We start from the raw sequence: 16,775 nt of genomic DNA on the forward strand, positions 1-16,775 counted from the left end.
GTACTGGCTGACAAAGCCTACTCTGGGAATGCGCTACGTAACGAGTTGAAAAGAAAAGGGATGAAAACGGTTATTCCCCGAAAATCAAATGAAAAACTGGCTTCAGATGGACGCTCGCAACTTGATCGTGATGCTTATCGCCATCGCAACGTTGTGGAAAGGTGTTTTGGCCGTTTAAAGGAATATCGCCGGATCGCTACACGTTATGAAAAAACGGCAAGAAACTATCTAGCAATGGTGAAACTGGGCTGCATTCGCTTGTTTTACCGCCGATTACGCAATTAAGGGACACAGCCTAATTTTACTGATAAAAGTCCTTCAAATAAAGATTGTTCAGGAGTCGTGGCTATATTACCTAATAATATCCATTTTTTTATTTTTGTGTTATTTAATTTGTCTAATTCGCCATATTCTAAAATTGCTTTGTTTGAATCTTTGTCCATTTGGAAAATAAAAGTATTTTCTGGGATTTGTCTGGCTAATAATTCTGCCTGTTGCTGATATTTTTTATCACCAGAAAACCGAAAGATTATTTGTGAGCTATTTTCATCTAATGCTTGCGATAATCCTGCTGTGATATTAGCAGCATTGACTTTTGGCCATAAAGGGACATTATCAATATTTTTTCCATGTAAATTATCAATTAATACACCAATGTCATAATTATTTATTATTCTTTCATCGATAGTAAAATTATCGGCAAAAACTTTATAGGCTTCACCATCATAAGCAATTGTTTTGAGTAAATCTAAGTCCAACTCCCCATTAGGATAATAAAAATATTGACTAAGATAGTCTCGATAACGAGTCACTGCTGCAGATAATGTAATATCCGCTGAATTTATTTGCCGTAAAAGATATAAAATTAGTGCTTCTCCATTAATAGTTATTTCACCGCTATTGTTATCTTTTTGATACTGATTTTTATAGTATTTTGCTGGCTGTTTACTATCGTTACTCTCATCCAAATAAACTTCTTTTTTGCCATTATGATAAATCGACAAATCTTTGGTATAAGCCACTAAGGTAGATTTAAATTCTTTTTGCCAAAATTCTTGGCTAATATTTAAGGCAAAATTATCCAGTAAATTACCCTGGCCTAATTTGCAACCTAATAAAACTATTTTGTCTGGTTCATTATTGGCTAATAACGATGTTTTTAATTTTTTTAGTTTATCAACTATGGTATAAGCACTTTGATTAGCAAATAGTCGTTGTTTTTTTTGTTCATCAAAATGACCATGTCCAATTAGTAACCAGCGGCTATTGTTAGTTATGACTTTATCAATATCACCATATACTAGTCGATATTGATCATTTTCCAGATCATATTGAATTAATATGGTGTTATTTGGATGTTTACCAATTAAATTTGCCGCCGCTTTATTAATAATATCTTCACCTTCTAACTGAATGATAACATTATAAAGATTATTAGCTTCTGCTATTAATTGCGTTTTATTTTGCTGAGGAATAAGTTCGGGATTAACACTTGGATCCCACAAATTATCAAGTTTTATTGGTGTTCTACTTCCCAAAACCTCATTATTATGAAGTTCACATATTTCTAAGGGCAATCGTTCACGCGGCAAAGTAACAATTGGATCAGAGAGATAAAATTCTAATCGTTCTCTACTATTTCGCAAACGATAAATAACATCACTGACATCGGTTATTTTACGAATTTCATAATTTTCATTAGTTATACATATGTGAAGATTATTTTCCGCTAATGCTAAAATATTTTTATGTTGGTTAGTAAAGAATACTAGTATTTCATCAGATGAAAGTGAATTCATCAAAATATTAATACTTTTTGGTTTATGTTTTTCACTAATTAATTCAATATGAGTGGTTCTAGTATTATCATTAAAATTTTTAAAAATAATTTTAGTTTTTAAATCAAGAATAAATTTATACTCATTATCACAAAGGATCTTATTGGTTGTTATATTAATTAATTTTTCATCTAATTTAGGTAAAATTGCCTGTTCAGTAATCTTCTCATCATATTCCATTTCAGAAATAAGTACATCCATAGTTCCATCACGTAATCGAATAAAATTATAACTATCACGTCTAATCTTAACAATATAATTTAAAAACTCGATAAATATATCTTTATTTTCTATCTGTATTACCCCATTATTAGGGTCAAAAAAAGCATAAATTAACTTTCCTGTTTTACTATTTTTCTCTATTACAATAGCCATCATATGGTCTACAGAGCAAAATTCATAATATTTATTTTTATCTATATCATCAATGTCTATATTTTTTTTGATAAACTAATCAATATTAATTTCGTTATATATATATCTTTGACTATTATTTATTGTTTTTAATCCTCTATCATTATAATACTTAATATATTTTTCAATATACTTCTTCTTAAGCGAAATAAAGGTATTTTCAGCAAAAAATTTAATTTCCTCAGTATTATAATTCTCATTATCTAAGTGACGTGTTATCTCAATAAATAGTTCTTTGAACCAATATCTATCTTTACGTAAACTTTGCATTTTACTTTCATATGAAATAACTTTTTCCATATAATTGGATATAGTCTCACTTAGATCTTTATTTGGCCAAAAAGGGTAGGCGGGATAATAACTGGCCATATCCATCATATCAAAAGATTCCCGCTGCCGCTTAGCCAAATCAATTAATATACGATTAAATTTTTCTTGCCTGTAGCATGGCTTTAAAAAGAGGAGGATCGTGGGGAGCGATCGGTTTATCTAAAATTTTTGCCAAATATTTTATACTGGCCAGGTAGTTTTTACCTTGTTCTAAACCTCCCTGACGAACATGTGTTAAATATTCAGCACTAAGCGCTGCACATAAACCTGTGATACCTTGGGTAATATTGGTATCGTTAGCGGCGACAAATTTACTAAAAATAAATAATAACTTATCCTCAAATTCATTATAGATATATTTATCCTGTGAAAAACTAATATCAAAAAAATATTTCATCATATTTGGCATAATACCTTACCTTATAAATATTATTTTTTAAAAGTCAAAGTAGATACTATTATTAACAAGAAAAAGCAAAAAATAAAAGAGAGTAATTTATTGTTAACAACCAAATAATTAAATAGAAATTTATGATGTAATATAAAACCTGTTCAATTAAATAATATAATTTTACATATCACCGTCTCGAAAATTAAAATTAAGCCATTAAATTATTATAATTAAATAATCCTACTAACAGATAAGATTTAATAATAAACTTAATTATAAAATGATTTAATGGTTGCTAAATGATATGACAGATCTTTAAATTTATGATTTTGTTTTTCATCCCAAATTATAGGATAATAAGGTTTTAAAATATTGGCACTTTGTTGGCTATCAATAATTTCATCATGACGAGATAATATTAACATACCTTTATGTTTGTTTTTTTGTCTGAAATTATCTACACATTTAGTCATAATGTCTAAATATTCTTCTGGACGAGTAATTTTTCCTATCATGTTTTCATAAGGAAATAAATTTGGATTTATCATTAATTGTTTTATATTACATAAAAATCCTATCCGCTCAGCCCAAAAACCCCCTAAGCCAACACCACAAATTAAAATTGGCTCTTTGCCCAAAGCGTGAATATTTTTATCAACTTCTTTCAGCAAGTGCTGCATATCATGGCGGGGATATAGCGTACTGTAACTGATAAGGCGGACATCTGGATCTATAAATTGTAATTGCATTATTTTTTCGTGGTTACCAGGACTATTTGAATCAAAACCATGTAAATAAATAATCATATCTACCTCTGCCATTCTTCACACAAAGATGTTAATGCTAAATTTGCCGCTTGCCATCGCGGTGTTTTTTGTAATTCAGCTAAAGAGTATCGATGTGCATGATGAAAAAGATTTACTGTTTGGTTATGTTTTTCAATTGCTAAACTATCTAATACATTTATTGCCCCAATACGATTATTGCAAATAAGTAACATATCACAGCCGGCATTAAGGGCTGCCCGTGCCCGCTCGGCATATCCTCCCATAACCGCCGCGCCGGCCATGGAAAGATCATCAGAAAATATTGTCCCACTAAATCCTAACTGTTGGCGCAAGACTGATTTTAGCCAGTAAGCCGAAGCACTCGCTGGCCGTTGGTCAATTTTAGTATAGATAATATGTGCTGGCATAATGGCATCAAGTAAACGCCGTTGGATAAAATAACTGAAGATTTTCATATCATGCGACCTGATCAGGGCTAGTGTACGCTCATCAGTTGGTGTTTGTTTATGGGAATCACTACTAACCGCGCCATGACCTGGGAAATGCTTACCGGTTGTTTTCATACCGGCAGCATGCATACCTGTAATAAAAGCCTCAGCCATCATAATAGCGATATCAAGTTGTTGATGAAAAGAACGATCACCAATCGCAATACAATGATGTCCAATATCTAGCACTGGTGCGAAACTGATATCAATGTCCATCGCAATCATCTCTGCCGCCATTAACCAACCAGCTTCTGCCGCTAATTTAGCCGCTGTATCCTGATCGTTAAGTGCAGCATAGGCTTGTGCGGCAGGTAGCGCAGTAAATCCTGGCCGAAATCTTTGCACGCGGCCACCTTCTTGGTCGACGGCAATAAGTAAGCGGCTATGTGCTGCGTTGCGAATTTGGCGGACAAGCGCTTTCAGTTGCTCAGGATCATGATAATTGCGCGTAAAAAGAATAATCCCCCCAACCAGTGGGTGCTTTAGAATTTCACAGTCCTCAGCTTCTAATTCAAATCCCTTTAGATCTAATATAATGGGCCCCATTAATTACCTACTTAATATATTTTATGATTACTATTTAATAGCAAATATGCTCAAACTAAGCCTAACCATGTTCTAATCGGTTGCGCCAATGCTAAGTATTGTGAATCTTTTGTTTGCATCCAGCGGACTTCATACCACATCATTCTCATATAGTTAACCCATGGTAGCCACAAGGCAATTTGCAGCTTTAATTTATTAAAATCTTTATATGCAGGCTGCTGCTGACAATAATGGTGCAAAAATTGGTTTTGGCCATTTTTATCCCAATCATTGGTCGCGAATAACGTTGCCAGGGCAAAGGCCAGATCACAATCAGTTGCATACTCCCAATCCAAGAGTTTTAAAATTCCATTATCAGCTAATAGAACATTTCCACTATGAATATCAAGATGTGCAAGTACTTTTTTGCTGGTTTTAGGTTGACAGGCATATTGAAAAAAATGATGTAAATTTAACCAATAAGGTGATAGTCTGCGACGGTCAATTTGATACCAATAACTGGCTAAATGTTGTTTAAGAGGTAATGAATAACCCGATAATGGATATGAATGCAATGACGCCAGTATATGACCTAGCGGCTGATATAATTCCTGTAAACTCGTGTCCGTATCAGTAACCACCTCACCTGTAAGCCATTCTAATATTAACCAGTCATTATTAGCCCCCACTATCTGGGGGGCTGCAACAAATTGAGTAAGCTGGCGTAATATTCTACGCTCTCTTTGTCGATTAATACCTAATAAACGCTCATTTTTTCCGGCAAAACGGGCAATTAGTTTAATATTTGGGGTTGCTTTAACACAGAAACTACCACCGCTAGACCCTGGTAACGCTTTAATTTGCCACTTATTAGCGGTTATTGCCGGATATTTTTGTAATAACAATGCTATAAGTGTTTCCTTTTTATTCAATGGGATTTGTTCCCGACCATAGGATCTCACCCGTTTGCGCTCCCATTAACTGCATTTCAATTTCACTCTGTTGTTGATTACCGGAAATAACTGAATAAAGAACATAATCAGCTTGTACATAACGCGCTAAACCGATGGCTTTACTTCGCGTAACTAAACTGTCCTCCTGAGATAAGCCCAACGCTTTACGTGCATTTGCCACCACATCTTGCGGAACTAATTTAAATACATTTTGGTTATTAACTGCATCAATAATCGCATCAGTTGCTTGCATTGATTGAATTGCCATATTGGTATTATTTTTTATTGAATCAATCAATAACACCTTGCCTGACTCAACCCCTGGAGCTTGTACCAATTGATTGGCTAAAGGAATAACTGCTGTTGACCAATCTACTGTTTTTACTTTTGGTAACTGCGGCACAGTTTCTGGCGATGTTGGTGTTGTTGGCTGCTCGGTAGGCTCAGTAGGTTCGATTGTAATGACCGGTGCCGGTTTTTTACCCGTTATCGATGAGCAACCGACTAATAGGAATATCACAACCATAAGTTGAAAAATACGTCTCATTTACTCTTCTCCTGTATACCTTAAATTGCAAGGTAAACTGAATAACAAAACCTGTGCCAAAATAACAATATAAATTGCTTTATAATTAAAGAGTAACCAATAAAACGAGGATTGCCTCTTTAATGACAAATCAACAAAATAACAATTTAAAATTTATCTATCTTTTTTGTTAATAGCGGTCCTAGGGGATGGCCGCCGACTAAATGCATATGAATATGAAAAACTTCCTGCCCGGAATGTCGGTTACAATTCATAATTAAACGGTAGCCATCATCAGCAATACCTTCCTGCTCAGCAATCTTTGCCGCGACTGTGATCATATGACCTAATGTTTGTTCATGCTCAGGTTTCACATCATTGATAGTGGCGATTAAAATATTAGGGATAATTAAAATATGCACGGGAGCCTGAGGTGCTATATCCCTAAATGCTGTCACTAAATCATCCTGATAAACAATATCAGCGGGAATTTCACGGCGTATAATTTTACTAAAAATCGTTTCTGCTGCCATAATTTCATCCTATAAATCTATTTTTATGATGATGCAAGCGGTTTAATCGCGTTTAATGGTTAAATGAAAAAGATCACAAAAATTTTGCGTAGTAGCTCGCGCAATTTCTTCAATATCTACGCCTTTTAATTGGGCTAAAAACTGCGCCACATTTCTTACATAAGCAGGCTGATTTTCTTGGCCACGATGGGGAACTGGCGCCAGATAAGGGGCATCGGTTTCAATCAAAATGCGATCTAAGGGCACCATACGTGCAGCCTGGCGGATCTGTTCGGCATTACGAAATGTCACTATACCGGAAAATGAGATATAAAGCCCTAAATCTAATAATGCTTTAGCCATCTGCTCATCTTCCGTAAAACAGTGTAAAACGCCACCGCAATCAGTAACCTGTTCTTCCTTCAATATCGTTAATGTGTCTTGCTGGGCTTTTCGTGTATGAATAATAACGGGTTTATTTAATTGACAACCGATACGAATATGTTGACGAAAAGCGGTTTGTTGCAATTTAGCATTCTCACTTTGATAGTGATAATCCAAACCTGTTTCACCTAACGCAACAACTTCATTGCCTGACGCTAAACGTGCTAGTTCATCAAAATTATAACCTTTATCAAGATCAAGCGGATGTATGCCACATGAAAATGCCACATTGTCACGCTGACCAATCTGCTTTTTCATACTAACGAAGCCTGGCAATGTTGTCGCGATAGCCAGAATATATTTTACTTCATTGGCCGACGCCTTTGCGATAACATCATCAATATCTTTATGCTTATTTTTATAATCTAAACAATCGAGATGACAGTGAGAATCAACTAAAAACATAATAAACTCTTTTAATTATGGTGATATAGTGCGCGCTGCCAATTAATTAACTGAGATGACAATCGTAATTCCTGATTTAATCCCACCACTGACATTAATTGATGACGACAATTTTGCCATTCCATAGCGCTTTTTAATAAGACATCAGCAGTATTGATAGCTGCCAATTTAGTAATTAATGAGGGCTGATCTTGATTAACACAGTAATTACCTGCTTGCTGTTGATATTTTACTGCATCTAACAATAAACTTATCAACCAATTGATCCGTTCGATTGCATCTGGCTGATCCAATTCAGGTAACCAACTGAAAAGTGTCTTAGTTGCTAAATGTTGCATTAGTGATTGGCAAAATTGCTTTCTTTTTAGCCAATTTTCTGGTTGTAATAGGGTTAAAGCAGCAAGAGGAGCAGCCGCATTGAGTTTTAGGGCTGTTTCAATATCAACTAACGCTAACGATATCTTTTGTTTTTGTAGCCAAGAAATTGCCATTTTATGCTCTGGCACAGAGAGGTAATAATAAAAACATCGACTACGTAAAGTCGCTAGCAATAGTGCTGGATCGCGACACTCTAACAAAAAAAAGGTATTGTTCGTCGGCTCTTCTAACGTTTTCAATAATGCATTGCTTGCGGCTTCCGTTAATGCTTCAATACGAGGAAACCAAATAACTTTAGCGCCACCTTGCTGTGCATGGCCAACTAAAACTTCAGTTAAATAACGAATACTTTCAATACCTATTGTATTTTTACCCTTCTCGGCAACAATTTTATGCCAGTCTGGATGCGTCTGTGCTAACATCAGTTGACAACTATGACAACTACCACAGCTTTTCATATCCTCCGGCTGTTGACACATTAGCCATCGGCTAATAGCATAAACGAGTGCCTCACTGCCCATTCCAGCATTAGCATGTAACAGCAATGCATGATGCCCTTGCTTCTTTTGATGGATAGCAATTATTTGTCTATATGCATGATTTAACCATGGATACCAGTTCATTTTACTCGCCTTGAGCTGTCAACCAATTCGATAATACATGGTGAATGGTTTTTTGCACCTCTTCTAATGATTGGTTAGCATCAATTGTGATGATTGTGTCATCTTCAGCGGCTAACTCAAGGTAGCGCTGACGAGTTCGTTTAAAAAAGTCTAATGACTCTTTTTCTATTCGATCTAGTTCACCACGATCTCGCGCTCGCTGCAAGCCTAGAGCAGGTTCTATATCAAGATAGAGTGTCAGATCAGGTCGAAAATCATCCAGTATGGTATTACGTAATACTTTCATTAATTCGGGGGAAAGCCCACGTCCTCCACCTTGATAAGCTTGTGATGAGAGATCATGGCGATCACCAATAACCCATCTTCCCTTTGCAAGAGCAGGCTTAATAACATTTTCAATTAATTGGATACGCGCGGCATAAAGCATGAGTAGCTCCGCTTTGTCAGTGACTTTTTCCTCGGCAATACCATGCTTAATTAATTGACGCAATTTTTCGGCTAACGGTGTTCCTCCTGGCTCCCGTGTAAAATCAATCTCAGTTATTCCTACCGTAGCGAGTGTTTGTACAACCGTCTTTATCGCAGTAGTTTTTCCTGCGCCTTCAAGACCTTCAATAACTATATAACGACTTTTCATTCATTTTTATCTTTTGTCTGACGATAATGTTTAACCGCTTGATTATGATCATTAATATTGGTAGTAAAGGTATGCCCACCATTACCCGTTGCAACAAAATAATAATAATTGGTTTCATCAGGATGAGCGGCTGCTTTAATTGAAGCTCTGCCGGGCATAGCTATTGGCGAAGGTGGCAAACCCACAATCAAATATGTGTTATAAGGACTCGAATTATTTAAGTCTCTACGATAAAGCACCCCGCGGTATTTATCACCTAAACCATATATAACCGTCGGATCCGTTTGCAACCGCATTTTTTTCTTTAATCGATTAATAAAAACTGATGCTACTTTAGCTCTTTCAGTATCAATACCCGTTTCTTTTTCAATAATTGAAGCCATAATTAACATTTCATATGGCGTTTTGTACGGTAGATTAGCCGCCCGCCCTTGCCATTCATATTCAAGCGCCATTAACATTTTCTGATGTGCACGCTTTAATATATCAATATCACTCATTTCCGCTGTGTAATAATAAGTATCAGGATAAAACCATCCTTCTAATAATTGATTAGAGGGTAACCCTAGATCCTGCGCTAATTTATCCGTAGATTGATTGTCGAGAGTATGTTTTAAATAAGGGGCTTGCTGTAATAATTTTTTCCAGTCTTCGAAGCGAGAACCTTCAATAAATAGCAAACTAAATTGCGCTTCTTTACCAGCAGAGAATATTTCTAACATTGTCCGCAAAGACATGCCAGGATTTAATCGATATGTTCCCGCTTTAAATTGTGCTAATTGTGGTTCCAATTTCAGTAACCATTGAAAAATATTCGCTTGATTTATGATTTTCTGTTCAGTTAACAATAATTCTAATCCTGCTCGCCCTGTACCTGCAGGTAAAATAAAAATTGTTGTTTCATGAATATTAATCGCTGTATTAGCGTAATTTTGTATCTGACGATAAAATGTATAGAGAATACAGCCAGTTAATATTAATAAAAAAATAAACAACCACAACATTCGTCTTGCATACTTCATTTAACACTCGTTTCCTAATATTACACTACAAAAAAGAATCTAATATTAATCGCAAAATTAATTTAACCTCAAACAATATGGCAAAAGAAAATTGAATAATTCACGAGAATAATAGTGCCATACGGGTTGTTTTGGCTGAGTTAAAATACGGTTAACCGATAATATGGGCATTAAAGCATTAGTAATGATTACCTCATCACTATGTGCCAATATATTAGGATAGTCGCTGATATAGAAAAGTTCATAATCAGTATCAGATAAACAAGCAATAACCTGTTTGCGCATTACACCTTCAACACCAGCGTGATCTAAATTTGGCGTATATATTTGTTTACCTTTACGCAAAAAAATATTTGCTGCACAACATCCAATCAATATGCCATTAGTGTCCGTCACTATAGCTTCATCAACATTCAATAATTCAATTTGCTGTTTTATTAATATTTGCTCTAAGCGATTTAGATGTTTAATGCCTGCCAAATAAGGATTATTATTTACTGGTATGGTACTCAATGTTAAATCAATACCCGTTTGCTGTTGATTTAAATAAATAGCTGGATAATCAGTTAACGAAATAATGACTGTGGCTTTGTTGAAGCCCGCTATGCTATACCCTCGCCCACCTTCACCTCGACTAATAATAATTTTAATAACGGCTAAATCCTTTTTATTCAATTGCGCCATCTTGTTTATATCAGCAGTCAATTTTTGCCAATCAGGTGTAGGTAAAAGTAGTCGTTTAACCCCTTTTTGTAATCGATAAATGTGATGCGATAATAAGGCAGGTTGATGTCCAACCACCCGAATTGTTGTAAAACAGCCATCACCAAATTGAACAGCTCTATCCTCGACAGAAATATTATTTCGCTGCTCACCGTTAATCCAACATATCATCATGCTAACTTATTAACCAAACTGAATACCTACTATTTATCGCTACATTTTATGGGAAACTTACCATTTACATCAATAAAAAGGCCTCACCTTGACTTAGGTTGAGGCCTTTTTATAAGAAAATATCAATTAATTGACTTTACGAAAAATAATCGAGCCATTAGTGCCGCCAAAGCCAAAAGAATTGCATAATGCATACTGCATATCTTCAACTCTGCGAGCCTCTCCGGGTACGAAATCTAGATGGCCGTTGTCTACTAGTTCGAGTAATTTACTATCGAGATTTTCAAGGTTAATTGTTGGAGGAATAAGTTGATCTCTTAACGACAAAATCGTAAAGATAGCTTCAATTGCACCTGCCGCCCCTAATAAATGACCGGTCATCGATTTAGTCGAGCTAATCAATATGTTACTCGGTTCTGGATAAATCGATGTAACGGCACGTGCCTCAGCGATATCTCCTGCCAGTGTTGATGTACCATGAGCATTAATGTAACCTACTTTTTTTGCGTCTATACCTGCATCGTGTAATGCATTTGTCATGGCCAATGCTGCACCTTCACCATTCTCTGGTGGTGACGTCATATGATAGGCATCACTACTCATACCAAAACCAGCAAATTCAGCATAAATTTTAGCGCCTCGGGCTTTAGCATGTTCATACTCTTCCAACACCAAAATACCCGCTCCATCACCTAATACAAAACCATCTCGATCCTGATCCCAAGGGCGGCTTGCTCGCTCAGGTTCGTCGTTACGTCTTGATAAGGCTTTAAGAGAGCCAAATCCAGCTATTCCTAAAGATGTACTTGCTTTTTCTGCGCCACCTGCCAGCATGATATCAGCGTCACCATAAGCAATAATACGTGCGGCATGACCGATGTTATGTACCCCCGAAGTACAAGCGGTAGCAATAGAGATAGTAGGACCTTTAAAGCCATAAATAATACTTAAATGTCCAGCCACCATGTTGATAATGGTTGAAGGAACAAAAAAAGGACTTACTTTACGTGGGCCATCAGTCAGTAAATTATTACAGTTTTCCTGGATTAGGCCTAACCCACCAATGCCAGAGCCAATTGCCGCTCCAATACGATGCGCATTTTTTTCTGTGATTTCTATGTCTGCATCTTTGATAGCTTGTTTACCCGCTGCAAGCCCATATTGAATAAATAGATCCATCTTGCGCGCATCTTTGGCCGAAATACCATAATCGTCATGATTAAAATTTTTAACTAAACCGGCAAACTTGGTTGTATAGTTTTCAGTCATAAAATGCTCTATAAGGCAGATGCCACTCTGTCCAGCACATACAGCATTCCAAGATGATTCAACTGTGTTGCCGACAGGAGATAACATGCCGAGTCCAGTCACAACTACTCGACGCTTAGACACGTATATCCTCCAGAAAAAGAAATAAGTTTTGGTGAAAATATAGGCGGTCGATCGACCGCCTGAATATGTGCATAAAAGCTCTCTATAATTAAATTTACAGCTTATCCTTTATGACTATTGATATAATCAATAGCTGCTTGCACTGTCGTGATTTTTTCTGCTTCTTCATCAGGAATTTCGGTATCAAACTCTTCTTCTAATGCCATGACTAGTTCAACAGTGTCAAGAGAATCCGCACCTAAATCCTCAACGAATGAAGCATTATTTGTAACTTCCTCTTTTTTAACACCTAACTGTTCAGCAATTATTTTCTTAACACGTTCTTCTATATCTATAGTACTCATACTATTTAAATTCCTATTAAAACTCGCTTTCACGATGATTTTCGTAGTTTAGATACAGGAAAGGCACAACCCAATCCTGGCTATTCGAACCTGATTTCGCATTATTATATGCTATTTTAGCATTAATCATGCAAATGATTCATTGGTTTTTAAATCATACACATGCCACCATTGACATGTAATGTTTCACCCGTGATGTAAGCCGCCTCATCAGAAGCTAAGAATGCTACAGCACTGGCAATTTCTTTTGCATCACCGAGCCGCCCCACAGGAACATTAGCTAAAATGCCTGCTTGCTGTTCATCTGTCAATGCTCGAGTCATATCCGTTTCTATAAAACCAGGAGAAACAACATTCACTGTAATACCTCGGGTAGCCACTTCACGCGCTAACGATTTACTAAAAGCGATAACACCTGCTTTAGCCGCTGCATAATTTGCCTGTCCTATATTACCCAATGTGCCGATCACCGAACCAACAGATATGATGCGACCATAACGTTTTTTCATCATTGAACGCATTATAGCTTTGGATAAACTAAAGATCGAAGTTAAGTTTGTATCAATAACTTTGTTCCACTCTTCTTTTTTCATTCGCAGCAATAGATTATCACTGGTAATACCTGCATTATTGACTAAAATATCAATTTCACCAAATTCTTCACAAATTTTAGATAGAGTACTATCAATAGATTTAGTATCTGTCACATTCAAGACATAACCTTTGCCTTTATCACCAAGATAGCTACTAATCGCCTTAGCGCCTTCTTCGCTTGTAGCGGTACCAATTACTTTTGCACCACGTTCAGCCAGCAGCTCAGCTATTGATCGCCCGATACCACGACTTGCTCCAGTTACCAAGGCTATTTTTCCATCAAAACTCATGTTTTCCTCAATTATTTATCAATGCAGCGTTTAATGATGCCGTATCATTAATTGCTGCTGAATTAATCGTACTCACAATGCGCTTAGTTAAACCAGTCAATACTTTACCTGGCCCTATTTCTAATAATTGCACGATCCCTTGCTCCGCCATGAATTCGATGGTTTCAACCCAGCGTACAGGATTATACAGCTGCCTGACTAAAGCATGCCGAATACCCTCTACCGAATTTTCGATTTTAACATCGACATTATTTACAACAGTGATGTTAGGTTTATTAAACACAACTGCTTCTAATGCTTGTGCTAATTTCTTTGCTGCGGGCTGCATCAATGCACAATGTGAAGGTACACTGACAGCCAATGGCAAAGTACGTTTTGCCCCAGCAACTTTACATAAGACTGCCGCTCTCTCAACAGCACTCTTTTCGCCCGCAATGACAACCTGACCAGGCGAATTAAAATTAACAGCCGAAACAACTTGACCTTGTGCAGCTTGCTGGCACGATGCTAATACCGATTCATTATCTAAACCAATAATTGCATACATAGCACCCATCCCTGCCGGCACAGACTCTTGCATCAATTGCCCGCGTAGTTCTACTAATTTGACAGCGGACTTAAAATCGATGACATCGGCACAAACCAATGCAGAATATTCACCTAAACTATGGCCTGCCATAAGTTTAGGCATTTTGCTTTTTTTTTCCTGCCATACTCGAAAAATTGCCACAGATGCGGATAAAAGTGCTGGCTGCGTTTTCCAAGTTTTATTTAACTCCTCTTGCGAGCCATTCTGAACCAAATCCCATAAATCATATCCCAAGACATTAGAAGACTCAGCAAACGTTTTCTCTACTACAGCAAACTCTTTCGCTAAATCAGCTAACATGCCTAGAGATTGAGAACCTTGGCCAGGAAAGATCATTGCAAAATTAGACATTTTTATTTTCCTGTATAACTTAAAAACGGATCAGCGCTGAACCCCAAGTAAAACCGCCACCAAATGCTTCAAGTAATACCATTTGCCCTCGCTGAATACGGCCATCTCTGACAGCTTCATCAAATGCTGTCGGTACCGAAGCCGCTGAAGTATTACCATGTCTATCCAGAGTAATAACCACTTTATCAATTGGCATAGCCAATTTTTTTGCTGTTGCTTGAATTATCCGTAAATTAGCTTGATGAGGGACTAACCAATCTAATTTTGATTTATCTAGCGCATTTTTTTCTAATGTTTCATCCACAATATTAGCTAATTCATTCACCGCTACCTTAAAAACCTCATTACCCGCCATTGTCACATAAGTTGGTTCTGAGTGTTCACTATGCTCTTGATGACGTAAAGTTAGCAAATCACCGTAATTACCATTGGCATGTAAATGAGTTGACAAAATCCCTGGCTCTTGTGAACAGCCGACAACGATTGCACCCGCGGCATCACCAAATAAAATGAGTGTACTACGATCATTCGGATCTAATACTCTAGATAATATATCAGAACCGATAACTAATGCCTTCTTTGCCATGCCAGTTCTAATAAACTGATCACTAATACTTAATGCATAAGTGAAGCCAGCACATGCCGCAGCAACATCAAATGCGGCACAGTTTTGAATACCTAATATTTGCTGAATTTGGCAAGCTGCACTGGGAAAAGCATGAGTTGAAGAAGTCGTTGCTACAATGATTAAATCAATTTCATTAGCTGCGATGCCGGCCATTAGCAACGCTTTTTGCGCAGCTTTAGCCCCCATTGTAGATACGTTATCTTCTCCTGTTGCAATGCGGCGTTCTTTAATACCTGTACGGGTAGTTATCCATTCGTCAGAGGTATCTACCATTTTTTCTAAATCAGCATTCGTACGAATCTGTACAGGCAAATAACTGCCAGTACCTAAGATTTTTGTATACATTTTGCTTTAATCACTCTTGGGTAGTAAGGTATTCAAGCGAGTCGCAATTCTATTAGGAATTTGCTTTTCTACCGCCTGAATCGCCTGTTCAATTGCAGCCTTAAATGCTTTTTGGTTTGCCGCTCCATGACTTTTAATTACAATACCCTGTAATCCTAAAAGTGAAGCACCATTATATTGATCAGGATCCAGGTGCCCAAAACGTTTTGTAATACGTTTTTGTAACCAAGGTTTAATCAACTTCATCAGCCACGATGAGATCTTATTTTCTGTAGTTGAAGACTTTACTAAAGATAAAATAACGCGTATTACACCTTCCATTGTTTTCAACGTCACATTACCTGCGAAGCCGTCACAAACGAATACATCAGTTTTACCCGTCAATAACTCATTACCTTCTACATAACCAATATAATTTATAGAAGGTGTTGCTTTTAATATTGAGGCGGCTTCGCGGATATTATCTAAACCCTTACTTTCCTCTTCACCGATATTTAATAATGCTACACGTGGATTGCTTATATGTGCAATCTCTTCAGCCATTACTGATCCCATCACGGCAAATTGCACTAGCATTTGACTATTGCAGTTAACATTAGCACCTAAATCAAGTACAACAGTTTTACCTTGTTTTTGATTTGGCAAAATCGTTGTCAGCGCTGGCCTTTCAATACCATGTATTGTTTTCAATAGGAGTTTTGCTAACCCCATAAGCACAGCAGTATTTCCAGCACTAATACATGCTTGAGCCTGACCAGACTTCACTAATTCTAACGCAATCCGCATTGACGAACCTTTACTTTGTCTAATTGCTTGTAAGGGCTTCATATCATTAGCAATAGCATATTCTGCAGGTATAATTTGCAAACGATCACGCAGCTCAGCACGCTGATCTGCAAGCAGTGGGTTTAAAATCTCGGGAATACCGACCAGTAATAATCTTAATTGTGGGTTAGATGCAAGTGCCTGCAATGCAGCAGGCACAATGATATGAGGACCTTTGTCCCCACTCATCGCATCTAATGCTAAGATTAAATTAGCCAAGGCATTAATCGTTTAATAATTAACAAC

20 protein-coding genes are annotated in these 16,775 nt (G+C 36.8%); 1 reads left to right on the top strand and 19 read right to left on the bottom strand.

Annotated features, from left to right (window positions below):
- The coding region (locus G468_RS0105065; RefSeq protein WP_026822200.1) for a transposase at positions 1–285 on the top strand (285 nt) is incomplete at its 5' end.
- Here the strand turns inward: G468_RS0105065 and G468_RS0105070 are convergent.
- From G468_RS0105070 to plsX, 19 genes are all read right to left on the bottom strand, one after another.
- A complete protein-coding gene (locus G468_RS0105070) occupies positions 282–2,213 on the bottom strand; it encodes a C80 family cysteine peptidase (protein ID WP_162143408.1) in 1,932 nt (643 codons plus the stop codon). The genes G468_RS0105065 and G468_RS0105070 overlap by 4 nt on opposite strands.
- 75 nt (positions 2,214–2,288) lie before the next feature.
- Positions 2,289–2,630 (bottom strand): hypothetical protein, encoded by a 342-nt coding sequence (locus G468_RS0105075; protein WP_026822202.1) that lies wholly within the window; start codon positions 2,628–2,630, stop codon positions 2,289–2,291.
- A 46-nt stretch (positions 2,631–2,676) separates the two neighbouring features.
- On the bottom strand, positions 2,677–2,991 hold the full coding sequence (locus tag G468_RS0105080; protein ID WP_026822203.1) for a hypothetical protein: 315 nt from the start codon (positions 2,989–2,991) through the stop codon (positions 2,677–2,679).
- A 251-nt stretch (positions 2,992–3,242) separates the two neighbouring features.
- Positions 3,243–3,779, bottom strand: a complete 537-nt coding sequence (gene ycfP, locus G468_RS0105085; protein ID WP_026822204.1) for an alpha/beta hydrolase YcfP — start codon at positions 3,777–3,779, stop codon at positions 3,243–3,245.
- A gap of 2 nt (positions 3,780–3,781) precedes the next feature.
- Positions 3,782–4,795, bottom strand: a complete 1,014-nt coding sequence (gene nagZ, locus G468_RS0105090; RefSeq protein WP_026822205.1) for a beta-N-acetylhexosaminidase — start codon at positions 4,793–4,795, stop codon at positions 3,782–3,784.
- 50 nt (positions 4,796–4,845) lie between these two features.
- Entirely contained in the window at positions 4,846–5,736 is an 891-nt protein-coding gene (locus tag G468_RS0105095) for a phosphotransferase (RefSeq protein ID WP_081700625.1), read from the bottom strand.
- Positions 5,699–6,274: a penicillin-binding protein activator LpoB gene (gene lpoB, locus G468_RS0105100; protein WP_026822207.1), complete on the bottom strand. Its 576-nt coding sequence runs from the start codon at positions 6,272–6,274 to the stop codon at positions 5,699–5,701. Before lpoB ends, G468_RS0105095 begins: the two co-directional genes overlap by 38 nt.
- A 146-nt stretch (positions 6,275–6,420) precedes the next feature.
- Positions 6,421–6,786: a purine nucleoside phosphoramidase gene (gene hinT, locus G468_RS0105105; protein ID WP_026822208.1), complete on the bottom strand. Its 366-nt coding sequence runs from the start codon at positions 6,784–6,786 to the stop codon at positions 6,421–6,423.
- 42 nt (positions 6,787–6,828) lie between these two features.
- Positions 6,829–7,614 (bottom strand): metal-dependent hydrolase, encoded by a 786-nt coding sequence (locus G468_RS0105110; protein WP_026822209.1) that lies wholly within the window; start codon positions 7,612–7,614, stop codon positions 6,829–6,831.
- Between the two features lie 11 nt (positions 7,615–7,625).
- Complete coding sequence (gene holB / locus G468_RS0105115; RefSeq protein WP_026822210.1) at positions 7,626–8,615, bottom strand: DNA polymerase III subunit delta'; 990 nt, start codon at positions 8,613–8,615, stop codon at positions 7,626–7,628.
- A gap of 1 nt (position 8,616) precedes the next feature.
- Positions 8,617–9,252: a dTMP kinase gene (gene tmk / locus G468_RS0105120; protein WP_026822211.1), complete on the bottom strand. Its 636-nt coding sequence runs from the start codon at positions 9,250–9,252 to the stop codon at positions 8,617–8,619.
- Positions 9,249–10,274 carry an endolytic transglycosylase MltG gene (gene mltG, locus G468_RS0105125; protein ID WP_026822212.1) on the bottom strand — a complete coding sequence of 342 codons (1,026 nt, stop codon included), beginning with the start codon at positions 10,272–10,274 and terminating at the stop codon, positions 9,249–9,251. Before mltG ends, tmk begins: the two co-directional genes overlap by 4 nt.
- A gap of 57 nt (positions 10,275–10,331) precedes the next feature.
- The gene (pabC, locus tag G468_RS0105130) at positions 10,332–11,171 is read right to left on the bottom strand and encodes an aminodeoxychorismate lyase (RefSeq protein WP_338023277.1); all 840 of its coding nucleotides are present in this window, start codon (positions 11,169–11,171) and stop codon (positions 10,332–10,334) included.
- A gap of 126 nt (positions 11,172–11,297) precedes the next feature.
- Entirely contained in the window at positions 11,298–12,563 is a 1,266-nt protein-coding gene (gene fabF / locus G468_RS0105135) for a beta-ketoacyl-ACP synthase II (protein ID WP_026822214.1), read from the bottom strand.
- A gap of 101 nt (positions 12,564–12,664) precedes the next feature.
- A complete protein-coding gene (acpP, locus tag G468_RS0105140) occupies positions 12,665–12,907 on the bottom strand; it encodes an acyl carrier protein (protein WP_026822215.1) in 243 nt (80 codons plus the stop codon).
- 149 nt (positions 12,908–13,056) lie between these two features.
- The gene (gene fabG / locus G468_RS0105145) at positions 13,057–13,791 is read right to left on the bottom strand and encodes a 3-oxoacyl-ACP reductase FabG (protein WP_026822216.1); all 735 of its coding nucleotides are present in this window, start codon (positions 13,789–13,791) and stop codon (positions 13,057–13,059) included.
- Positions 13,792–13,798: 7 nt separating this feature from the next.
- On the bottom strand, positions 13,799–14,731 hold the full coding sequence (fabD, locus tag G468_RS0105150) for an ACP S-malonyltransferase (RefSeq protein ID WP_026822217.1): 933 nt from the start codon (positions 14,729–14,731) through the stop codon (positions 13,799–13,801).
- Between the two features lie 19 nt (positions 14,732–14,750).
- On the bottom strand, positions 14,751–15,704 hold the full coding sequence (locus tag G468_RS0105155) for a beta-ketoacyl-ACP synthase III (protein WP_026822218.1): 954 nt from the start codon (positions 15,702–15,704) through the stop codon (positions 14,751–14,753).
- A gap of 6 nt (positions 15,705–15,710) precedes the next feature.
- Complete coding sequence (plsX, locus tag G468_RS0105160) at positions 15,711–16,748, bottom strand: phosphate acyltransferase PlsX (RefSeq protein WP_026822219.1); 1,038 nt, start codon at positions 16,746–16,748, stop codon at positions 15,711–15,713.
- Between the last annotated feature and the right edge of the window lie 27 nt (positions 16,749–16,775).

The sequence above is a fragment of the Arsenophonus nasoniae DSM 15247 genome, assembly GCF_000429565.1.
GTDB lineage: Bacteria > Pseudomonadota > Gammaproteobacteria > Enterobacterales > Enterobacteriaceae > Arsenophonus > Arsenophonus nasoniae.